Source organism: Thomasclavelia sp. (assembly GCF_017889095.1).
Taxonomy (GTDB): Bacteria; Bacillota_I; Bacilli_A; order Erysipelotrichales; family Coprobacillaceae; genus Thomasclavelia.
Window position 1 is genome coordinate 1 of sequence record NZ_JAGHEW010000178.1, and the last position, 10,521, is coordinate 10,521.

The following is a 10,521-nucleotide window of genomic DNA, read 5'->3' on the forward strand; positions in this document are numbered from 1 at the left end:
CGATAAAAGAAATAAAAAACAATAAACAAACCACCTAAAATAACTATTGATGTATAATTAGGAATTATATAACTTAAAAACGTTAAGCCTACAATTTCCATTACTAAAACGATAAACAACACAACTGCTTTTAAACGCACTAAAATCGCATAGCTAGAAAAATTTTCATCGGTCATGGATATCAGCATAAATGAATAGATAGCATTACTAGCTAAATAAATTGAAAAAACCGAAGAAATAACTAATGAGATAAAGGTCGTATATTCTTGCGATAACACATATTCAATAAAAGGTGATAGTAGTATTTTAGGTACATAATCATACAATAAATTAACTAATTTAGTTTCATCTAATAAATCGTTTTGAAATATTTTTAATAAAATGATCAAAGCAGGCAACAATGCTAGAAGCAAACAAAAACTAAGTGAATAACGAAATAGGTTACCTTGTGGGGAACAAAATTTTTTGATAGCATGTTTTAGTTTAACCATTTTGATCACTCCTTGATTTTATTGTAGCACTTTTAATTATTTTTAATAGCAAAAAAGATGAAATCCTAAGATTTCACCTAAATACAAGCAATTGATAAAACATACGTTGTACGATCTAGAGGATAATTATTTTCACTATTACAAAGAATACAGGATATACTATCCTGGTATTTACTCTTATTTCTAATTTTAGAAAAACTCTTTATATCACTTTGATCAAATTTAACCCTTTTTTTATTTCAATACAGTGAATTTTTAAATTCTCAATTAAAATTAAATCTATTTCATTTTGTTCATAATCACGATAATATTGATTTGCAGGTATTTCAGGATTATGAATAATTCGGGATAAAACCCTCTAACAATCATTTTAAACAATTCATTGACCGAAAGCGGTTCAATCTTTTTTTGCAATAATTCAAAAGTAGGAACAAATGGTACTTCTTCTTTCTAGATAGTTTCATTGTAGCTTAGTGGATTCATTGTAAAAATAGTGGCTCGACTTGCTAATGACTGACTAACTCCACGCATCAAAGAAAATGACTGTGACCCTGTAAGAATAAATAATCCATTGGCACTTCCTTCTTTAAGTCTTTTTTCATTAACAATTGATTCAATAACTTTCATTAAGATAGGCGCATATTGAATTTCATCAATTACTAGAGGATAAAATAAAAAATTGTGGATCACTGATTGCTTCATGCCTTTTTTCAATATCATCAAGTGAAACATAATTAAACCCATGAGTTTTAGCTAATCGATAAGCCTCAGTAGATTTTCCCACTTGTTTAGCTCCAGTAATAATTACAACTGGATATAATTTTAACGATTGTTCTATTTTCTTAGACAATGTTCTTGGATACACGTTCTTGCTCCCTTCTACAAATCTATATAACCATTATGAAACATATTTAAATATTAAGTAATCTTTATTAAAATAAACAAAAAAAAGGAAATGATATTATTGATTACTCAATATTTTCAAATCCTCTTTTTAATTAAATATTTTCTATTTCAAAAACATCATCTCATTAATTGATCGTTAGATAAAAATCATTATCAAAATCAACTAAAACATGACTACCGTTTTTAATATCACCTTTGATCATTTCTCTGGCTACTAGGGTTTCAATTTTTGATTGAATGAATCGTTTTAATGGACGAGCCCCGAAAGTAACATCATAACCTTGTTGTCTAATGATTTCTTTAGCACGATCACTAACTGTAATCGTGATCTTTTTATCAATTAAACGATCAGATAATTGTTTAATAAATTTATCAATGATCTTATTGACAACTTCTTGATTCAATGAATTGAAGTAAACAATTTCATCAATTCGGTTTAAAAATTCTGGTTTGAAATGAGCTTTTAGTTCACTGTCAACCGCTGCTCTAGTTTCTGAATTATTACCTTCTAATAAGTAGTTAGAACCAATATTAGAAGTCATGATAATAATTGTATTTTTAAAGCTAACGACATTACCTTTAGAATCAGTAATTCTTCCATCATCTAATACTTGTAATAAGATATTAAAGACTTCAGGATGAGCTTTTTCAATTTCATCAAGTAACACGATTGAATATGGATGACGTCTTACGGCTTCACTTAATTGTCCGCCTTCTTCATAACCAACATATCCTGGTGGCGCTCCAATTAACCGTGAAACACTGAATTTTTCCATATATTCAGACATATCGATCCGCACGATATTTTTTTCTGTATCAAATAACTGTTCAGCTAATGATTTAGCGACCTCAGTTTTACCAACTCCGGTAGGACCCAAGAAAAGAAAACTTCCAATTGGTCGATTTTCATCATTGATTCCAGCTCGTGATCTTAAAATAGCATCAGTAACTTTGCTAATGGCTTCATCCTGGCCAATGACTCTTATTTTTAAAGCCTGATCAAGTCTTAATAATTTTTCACGTTCAGATTCCATTAATTTATTCATTGGAATACCAGTCCAACGAGCAATAACTTCACTAACAGTATCGACAGTTACTTTTTCTTGTAATAAGTCATCTTCCTGCTTTGATGTTTCGAAATTTTTGATTTCGTTTTCAATTTGTGGCAAAGTCTGGTATTTAATTTTAGAAGCTTCTTCTAAATTACCTTCAGTTTCATATTTTTCTTTTAAGTTTTGTAATCTTACTTTTTGATCTTTTAACTCTTTAATATGATCTAAGGATTTCTTTTCAGCTTGCCATTTATCGGTTAAACCTTTGATTTGTTCATCTAAAGAAGCAATTTTAGCTTTAATTTCATTTAAACGATTTTCATTATCTTCATTTTTATCTTCTTTTTCAATTGAAATTCGTTCCATTTCCAATCGATTCTTTTCCCGAGTAATTGTATCTAGTTCTTCTGGTAAAGAATCAATTTCCATTCTAATTGATGCACAAGCTTCATCAATTAAATCAATCGCTTTATCTGGTAAAAAACGATCGGTAATATAACGTTGTGACATATTGACAGCGCCAATGATCGCACTATCAGTAATTTGAACCCCATGGTGTGATTCAAACGAGTTCTTTAACCCACGTAAGATGGCAATTGTGTCATCACTATCAGGTTCATCAACCTGAACTTTTTGGAAACGTCTTTCTAAAGCCGCATCTTTTTCAATATACATCCGATATTCATCTAAAGTAGTTGCCCCAATACAATGTAATTCACCACGAGCTAACATTGGTTTTAATAAGTTAGCAGCATCCATGGCTCCATCAGTTTTACCAGCCCCAACTAATTGATGAATTTCATCGATAAATAAGATGATTTCACCCTCAGCTTTTTTAATCTCATTTAATACCGCTTTTAATCGTTCCTCAAAATCACCACGATATTTAGCACCGGCTACCATAGCCCCTAAATCTAGTTCATATAACGTTTTATTTTGTAAAGATACGGGAACATCGTTTTTAAAAATACGCCACGCTAATCCTTCAACGATCGCTGTTTTACCAACCCCAGGTTCCCCAATCAAGATCGGATTATTTTTAGTTTTACGTGATAATATTTGAATTACCCGACGAATTTCTTCATCACGACCAATTACGGGATCTAGCTTACCTTCAGCTACATCTTTAGTTAGATCACGACCATATTTTTCTAATACTTCATATTGATTTTCCGGATTTTGATTATTTACCATATTCCCACCTCGCATTTCATCAATAATCTTTTTAACTTCACGTTTATTTAGATTAAATTCTTTTAATAAATCTTTGATCCAGCTACTATTCATTTCAAATAGTGCCATAACAATATGTTCTACACTCAAGTATTCATCTTTAAATTGATTCATTTGACTATTCGCTAAATTAATCAACTGATTAAAATCATAAGAAATTCGAATACTGTTAATATCTACATTATTTACTACTGGTTTGTTTTTAAGTCTTACCTGTAAACGCTCTTGTAACTTACTAATATCAACATTAGCTTTAGTTAATACCCGATAAAATATTCCGGTATTATCTTCTAATAACGCCAATAAAAAATGTTCAACATCAACAACCTGATGCCCCATTTCACCAGCTTTACTAATAGCTCTTTGAATTGCTTCTTGCATTTTAGCAGTCCATTTATCAATATTCATCTCTATCACTCCTTTAGCACTCATTCTTCCTAAGTGCTAACTACATTATACATCTTTTTTTAGCACTGTCAACAACTGAGTGCTAATATTTTTGTTATTTTTTTGCAAACCCTTTAAAATCAATAGTTTGCAGTATCTTATTTCTTTTGAAATTATGATTTTTTCTGTTTTGACACCAATTTGACACCAATCTTTTTATGGTGTAAAGCATTTAACACCATACTATCTAGTCTTGCTATCTCATTTTCAATCCTTTTCAGCTTTTTGATATGGTTATACACTTCCATTGTTACATCTATATAAGCGTGTCCCATAATATATTGAAGAACTTTTACATCCATATTACTCTGTCATTTTGGTGCAAGCTGTGTGTCGCATTACATAAGCTAAAAACTTTGATAACAGCTCTGCTTCCTATGCTCTTTTTGCTCTTTCTACTTAGGCGATAAGGTATTCTATGGAAAACATCATACTACAGATATTAAAAATGTTGGTTTACATCCAAGTTTTCAACTATTCCATGATTTAGTTACCATGTTCAATATATCAGTTGATAAATATTTCTATCCAGCGAAAAAAATGGCAAAAAATACGGCTCGCTATCAGATAGAAACCTTTTTTTGTTTATTTAGTGATAATGAATTAAAAATCATTCAAGGTACAATTGACGGTATCTTGAAAAAAAGGGAAAGCGTGAAGTAATAAACTTCTCGTTTTCCCATATTCATTCTTTTGCTTAGTTGCTAATCTGCTTTGCAGACGACAACCAAACTCTATATTTTAAACCTCATCTTTTCGCAACAATTCGATAATCGTTTCACTTTTTGATTTAGAAAAAACAAATAGTGATGTTACTACGCAAACTATGATAATCGTAATAAATAAAAGTAATGTCTTGATTACTGGAAAAACATATGGAATCCCATATATATTAAAGTTTGTAAATACCAAATAACTTGCAGGTAAGCCAATTATCAATGCAATGACAATAGACAAAACAGAATAACCTAAACTTTCAAACACTATCACTTTTTTAATCTGCTTTCTTGTCATACCGACACTTTCTAAGATAGCAAATTCTTTAGAACGATTTTGTATGCTTTCAGACATCATGTTTAAATAATTTGAAATAGCAAGTAACATAATAATGATTCCTAAACTTCCACCTAATACAGTAATTTGATTTTCTGAATTTTTCATTTCTGAATAATTATCTAATTTCGATTCAGCAGAAATAAGTTTATTGTTCGCTACAAGTTTTTTAATAGATGATTCTACATTTTTAGAAAATGGTTCATCATAATCAATTTTTATCATTTCTATTAACGGTTGTCCCATAATTTCATCAAAAAAATCATCACTAACAATCAAATCGGGTGTATAGCCAGCAGAATAATACGCTGGGTAATCATCTATAATTGCCCCTATTTCAACAATTTCTTTTTTATCCGGATTCAGAGCCGTTGGGATTGAAAATTTAACCTTTTTTTCTGTAATTCCATTATCACCTTGTGTAAAATTTTTAGAAACAAAAGCAATCTCACCATTTTTGAATTTTTCCTTATCAAGTGGGATCTGAAGTGCATTATTTATTTTTTCAAATTCCACTTCATCAATTCCCACAACTCTGCAAGTAAAAGAATAGTAATCTGGCTGTTTTTTATATAGCTCTACATCTTTTTCATAATTACCAGGAGAATATCTGGAAGCATATAATTCTTTGTAATATTCTCCATAGACATTTTCTTGATATGGAACAACTGCTGTTGCTGATTTTAAAACTCGCACATCTTTTACTCCATCTACAGATTTTATTTGTTCAATAAAATCTGAATTGAAAACTTGCTTTTCGTTATCTGAAAGTAATGTCTGATTTAAAAGCCTTATATCATAATCATAAGAATGGTTCAAAATATTTTTTGCATTATTAGCATAAATCACAACATTGATAATCAAGAAAAGTGATACTGCCAAACTTAAAGAACACATGATAACAACGAATTGTTTCTTATCTCGAAATAAATTCATTTTTACCATAGAGCCAATATCACCGCCAGTTCTTTTTTTATTTTTGTTTTTTATAGACGTTACTCCTATATATTTCATTGCTTCAATACAAGAGCAATCCATTGCTATTTTCACTGGTTTTTGACTACTAATTATTGTTGTAGTAAGTGAAAAAATAGCAGCGATTATAAATACCCAAAGGGAGATAGTCCCAACCTCACTTGTTGCAATCGTTGGATTTAAAGAGTGTAATAGTTGAGGAATAATAATTTTTCCAATAATTATCGAACAAACCAATCCTAATGGTATTCCTATCATTGCGTTCCACAACATTTGCTTATATATCATCTTTCTAATCTGAACAGATGTTGTCCCAATTGTTTTAAGCTGGCCAAAATACCGTATATCTAGATTTACAGAAATATACAATGTATTATAAATAAACAAATATCCACTCATAAAAACTAAAACTAATAACCCAAATAATCCAATCATAGTCCTGATAAAGTTAGAAATAGTATCATAATCCGCTTCAATAATTTGGTTTCCAGATAAGTTGATTTGATTTTGCATTTCTATGATATCCTTTTGGGAATATAAAGGATTTTTTAATGTGATTTTTAATGTTCCTTGCGTTAAATCAGTCTGCACAACTCCAGTTGATTGATAAAATTTATCTGAAACATACCCCTTATCTACGCCTGTATAATCCAAAAACCAGCCGCTTAAAATAAATGTTTTTGCTATATCGTTATTCTTGCTATTTTCTGCTAACGTTTGATATATGAAAGGCAATTCCATACCCACTTTAGGATTTTCAATTCCCATAGAACGTATCGCACTTTGTGAAAGCATAATTTCATTTTCCTTGACTGGATAATTGCCTTTATAATAGTCCAATGCTGGAATCGTCTGTTGTTTCCAACAAGTATCATCTAACCAATAAAATTTTATCTTGTCTAATTCTTTATCTTGATATTTTGATGCAATTCCACATTTCACGCTAAGCCCAGCATATCTCACATTGTCCATTTTTCGTATGGTAGATACTTGATCATCTCTTGGTTCTGTCAGTTCAATATCATAATCTATCCCCTGCATTCTTTGTTGTCTTAAAGAAACTGTATCCCAATAACTTAATCCAACAGATATTACGGTGCAAAGTAAAAACGTTGTCAAAAAAATAGCTACTATAGTTAAAAAATTTCTTTTTTTATTTGCCTTATATGTTGCTTTTGCAAGATCTTGAATTACTTTTTTGTTATTGACTTTGAGCATTTTTACTCACCGCCTTTCACAATTTTTCCATCTTCTATGCGGATAATTCTATCTGCCATTTGAGCAATCTCTTCATTGTGAGTAATCATTACAATCGTTTGAGCCAGATTTTGACTTGAAATTTTTATCAGGCCTAAAACATCTTGACTTGTTCGGCTATCAAGATTTCCTGTTGGTTCGTCTGCAAGAATAATAGCTGGTTTAATTGCCAAAGCTCTTGCTAATGCTACACGCTGTTGTTGTCCGCCTGATAATTGATTTGGCATAAAATATTTTTTATCTTCTAATTTTAATAATTTAAGAATTTCTTCAATATAATCATTATCTGGTTTTATACCGTCCAGCTTAATAGGAAGCACAATATTTTCATATACATTCATAAGTGGTAAAAGATTATAGTTTTGAAATACAAAACCTATTTTTCTTCTTCGACAAACAGTTAGTTCATCACGAGATAATCCCGATATATTTCTTCCGTCAATAATAACTTCTCCAGAAGTTGGATTATCCAAACCACCAAGCATATGTAGCAAAGTAGATTTGCCACTTCCAGAAGTTCCAACAACAGCTAAAAATTCCCCTTTACAAATATCTAAATCTATACCGTCCAATGCTTTTACAGTATTCTCTCCCGTATTATAATATTTTTTTAAGTTTCTAACTGATAAAATATTCATTTTTCATCTTCCTTTCTCTCTGTTTGAACTAATAATAACAAAGACTTCTTTCTCAAATCTTTCTCAAAAGTGACAACTTTGACACAATTAAAGATTGAGAAAAAAGTCTTGATTAAAAATCACTACGGGATAAGAAAACTTCAACGGTAGTTCCTTTATTTAATTTGGATTTTACCTTTATATATCCTTGTTGTTTTCTTAAAACTTCTCTAGCCAAATATAACCCAATTCCAAAGCCCAGCTTATCTGTTACATTTGTTCCTCTGTAAAATCTTTGAAATACTTTTCCTTGCTCTTGCTCTGGTATGCCTATACCATTATCTATAATTTTTACGCATACAAATGATTCATATAAAATAGACTTAATCGTTATTTCTGTATTATTTGGTGAATATTTTATTGCATTTTCAATAATATTCGTAAAAACTTCCTCTGTCCATTTCGGGTCAACAAATACTTTATAATCATTATTTTCAAAGCGAATACGAATGTTTTTCTTCATTGTATCCAATTCTACTGATTGACAACTTTTTTTAATTATCTTGTCTAATTCAATTATTTTAGGATTGACAGAAATAATTCCCTGTTCTGCATACGAAGATTTCAGCAATTCTTTCATAAAAAATTCTAATTTTTCAGCGTTTTTTTCGATTTTATCTGCCAATCGATACGATGTTGATTCATTCAATTCCTCTTTTAACAATCCTGTATATAAAGTAATATTTGCAAGAGGAGTTCGTATTTGATGACTAATATTAGAGAGTAATGATTTTATAGTATTACGTTCTTGCTCAGCAACTTCTTTTTGCATATTTGAAATTTCAACAATACGGTTTAGTCTTTCAGAAATAGCCGAATCTAAGGACTCATCATATATCATATCAATTTGTTTTCCGCCAAGTATTTCATCGGCTTTATTCAAAAAGTTATTATACTGAGATAACATCTTATTTCTATACCAGTAAATTACACAGCCTAAAATAATGATATTCAGACATACGATACCAATAAATACAAGAATGTGAATATCCATTTATACACTCTCCCATACATAGCCTTTTCCGTAAACAGTTTTTATATAAGTCGGATTAGAAGAATCATCTTCAAGTTTTTCCCTTAATCGTCGTATTCCAACTGAAAGAGCATTATCTTCAACATACTCTGTTCCCTCTGGCCATACCCATTCAAGCAATCGTTCCCTTGTTAAAATTCTATTTGGATTTGAAATTAGTAAATACAAAATTCTCTGTTCTGTTTTACTCAATTCTATCTGTACCCCATTTTTATAAAATTCCATTGTTTCAAAACGAAAAAGAAACACAGAATTTTTATATTCTTGTTCACTTGCCACTGTATTTCTCCTAAGTAACATTCTAATTCTGGCACGAAGAACCATTAAACTAAACGGCTTAGTAATATAATCATCAGCCCCACTTTCTAAGCCTTTAACTATATCCATTTCCATGCCTTTTGCAGTTAGTAAAGCAATCGGAATTTGTATTTTCCGTTTTAATTCCCGACAAAATTCCAGTCCATTACCGTCTGGAAGATTGATGTCAAATATAAGCAAATCAAAAGAATAATGCTCAAGGGCTTTTCTTGCTTCTGCTATTGTTTCACATATCACAAAATTCAGTTCATCACTTTGTAAAGATAATTCTATTCCCTCTGCTAAATCTGTATCGTCTTCTAAAACCATAACCAATTTATTATTTTTAATCGCCATGTATAATATCACTCCTTAAAGTGTAAATATTTTTGAAGATTATCTTTTCTCATTTACAAAATTCCTTAGTCTTTATGATATATCTACTAAAAAAGAGTGTCAATAAATATTCATTATCCAGAGCAGTGTTTGTAGAATAAAACGTGTATCTCTTTATTAAAATACACACTTTTTCATCATTTATCCTACAATCTTCCAATTACTATCCTTATATAGCACAAGCTCATACTGCGCTACCTGCGTATCCTTTGTCTGATTATCAAGGGATATCACAGCAACCTTGGCTTTCACATTGTCCCCGTTCTTTGTAAATACTGGGTTTACCAGTTTAAAATAAAGATAGTGCCTGCTGATAGGTTGAAGCACATTTCCCGATATATAGCATTACCTTTCCACGATCTGACACGCTCCATACTTTCTACCAGTATTGCTTCTTGGAAGTATAAACACGGTAGTCGGCAAAGCGGTAGCGATTGTTGCAAAGGCAAGGAAGCCTGTAGCTAGTCGCTTCAATATCTTTTTCATAGCTTAAATTCTCCTTTCAGTGAATATAGAAAAAGCCGTCCATTTCTAAACAGCTGAAAATAGAAAAGGAACGTCAGTATAGGCGTTCCATAATCCACACTTACTGAACTGCTAATGTTCAATAAGGTATCTGCGATATTCAATTTTTCAATTTGTGATACTGATATACTATGTCAAAAAAAATATCTATCTGCTGATTGACACCAATTTTTTATAAA

9 protein-coding genes and 2 pseudogenes are annotated in these 10,521 nt (G+C 30.6%); 1 reads left to right on the forward strand and 10 read right to left on the reverse strand.

The window, feature by feature from the left end; genetic code table 11:
- From J7M77_RS07700 to J7M77_RS07720, 5 genes and pseudogenes are all read right to left on the reverse strand, one after another.
- Positions 1 to 491, reverse strand: a pseudogene (locus J7M77_RS07700) (hypothetical protein); the annotation flags it as partial.
- A gap of 450 nt (positions 492 to 941) precedes the next feature.
- On the reverse strand, positions 942 to 1,181 hold the full coding sequence (locus J7M77_RS07705; protein WP_296877251.1) for an AAA family ATPase: 240 nt from the start codon (positions 1,179 to 1,181) through the stop codon (positions 942 to 944).
- Entirely contained in the window at positions 1,144 to 1,356 is a 213-nt protein-coding gene (locus tag J7M77_RS07710) for an AAA family ATPase (RefSeq protein ID WP_296877252.1), read from the reverse strand. The genes J7M77_RS07705 and J7M77_RS07710 overlap by 38 nt, the downstream gene beginning before the upstream one ends.
- A gap of 166 nt (positions 1,357 to 1,522) precedes the next feature.
- A complete protein-coding gene (locus J7M77_RS07715) occupies positions 1,523 to 4,090 on the reverse strand; it encodes an AAA family ATPase (protein ID WP_296877253.1) in 2,568 nt (855 codons plus the stop codon).
- 152 nt (positions 4,091 to 4,242) lie between these two features.
- On the reverse strand, positions 4,243 to 4,431 hold the full coding sequence (locus J7M77_RS07720; RefSeq protein ID WP_296877254.1) for a hypothetical protein: 189 nt from the start codon (positions 4,429 to 4,431) through the stop codon (positions 4,243 to 4,245).
- A 238-nt stretch (positions 4,432 to 4,669) separates the two neighbouring features.
- Between J7M77_RS07720 and J7M77_RS07725 the strand changes: the two genes are divergently transcribed.
- On the forward strand, positions 4,670 to 4,792 hold the full coding sequence (locus tag J7M77_RS07725) for a hypothetical protein (protein WP_296877255.1): 123 nt from the start codon (positions 4,670 to 4,672) through the stop codon (positions 4,790 to 4,792).
- A 78-nt stretch (positions 4,793 to 4,870) separates the two neighbouring features.
- Here the strand turns inward: J7M77_RS07725 and J7M77_RS07730 are convergent, their stop codons facing one another.
- The 5 genes and pseudogenes from J7M77_RS07730 to J7M77_RS07750 all read right to left on the reverse strand — a co-directional run.
- Positions 4,871 to 7,375, reverse strand: coding sequence for an ABC transporter permease (locus tag J7M77_RS07730; RefSeq protein ID WP_296877256.1), 2,505 nt, complete (start codon positions 7,373 to 7,375; stop codon positions 4,871 to 4,873).
- A gap of 2 nt (positions 7,376 to 7,377) precedes the next feature.
- Complete coding sequence (locus J7M77_RS07735; protein WP_296877257.1) at positions 7,378 to 8,052, reverse strand: ABC transporter ATP-binding protein; 675 nt, start codon at positions 8,050 to 8,052, stop codon at positions 7,378 to 7,380.
- A 112-nt stretch (positions 8,053 to 8,164) separates the two neighbouring features.
- Complete coding sequence (locus J7M77_RS07740) at positions 8,165 to 9,085, reverse strand: sensor histidine kinase KdpD (RefSeq protein WP_296877258.1); 921 nt, start codon at positions 9,083 to 9,085, stop codon at positions 8,165 to 8,167.
- Positions 9,086 to 9,778, reverse strand: coding sequence for a response regulator transcription factor (locus J7M77_RS07745; RefSeq protein ID WP_296877259.1), 693 nt, complete (start codon positions 9,776 to 9,778; stop codon positions 9,086 to 9,088).
- Between the two features lie 180 nt (positions 9,779 to 9,958).
- Positions 9,959 to 10,159 (reverse strand): annotated as a pseudogene (locus tag J7M77_RS07750) (conjugal transfer protein); the annotation flags it as partial.
- Positions 10,160 to 10,521 lie beyond the last annotated feature (362 nt).